This window comes from Sphaerotilus sulfidivorans, from assembly GCF_013426975.1.
GTDB classification, from domain to species: Bacteria; Pseudomonadota; Gammaproteobacteria; order Burkholderiales; family Burkholderiaceae_C; genus Sphaerotilus; species Sphaerotilus sulfidivorans.
This window is the reverse complement of sequence record NZ_JACCPY010000113.1, coordinates 1-255: the sequence shown is the minus strand read 5'-3', so window position 1 is coordinate 255 and position 255 is coordinate 1. Positions and strand designations below refer to the sequence as shown.

General features: G+C 66.7%; 1 protein-coding gene. It reads left to right on the top strand.

From position 1 onward, the window contains the following. Positions 1 to 255 (top strand): calcium-binding protein (locus tag HZU84_RS20180; protein WP_257644660.1); only part of this gene is annotated, 255 nt, incomplete at both ends.

Sequence of the window (255 nt, the reverse complement as noted above, 5' to 3'; positions counted from 1 at the left end):
GGCGACCATCTGGAAACCTTGGTGCTCAGCGGCAGTGCGGCACGGCAAGGCACAGGCAACGCCCTGAACAATCGCATCACCGGCAGCGAGATCGCCAATCTGCTCGACGGCGGTGACGGCAACGACATGCTCGATGGCGGCGCGGGCGACGATACCCTGATCGGCGGCAGCGGAGCGGACAGCCTCGTCGGTGGCAGCGGAAACGACACCTACCTGGTCGACAGCAGCCTCGACCGCATCACCGAGCAGGCCGGT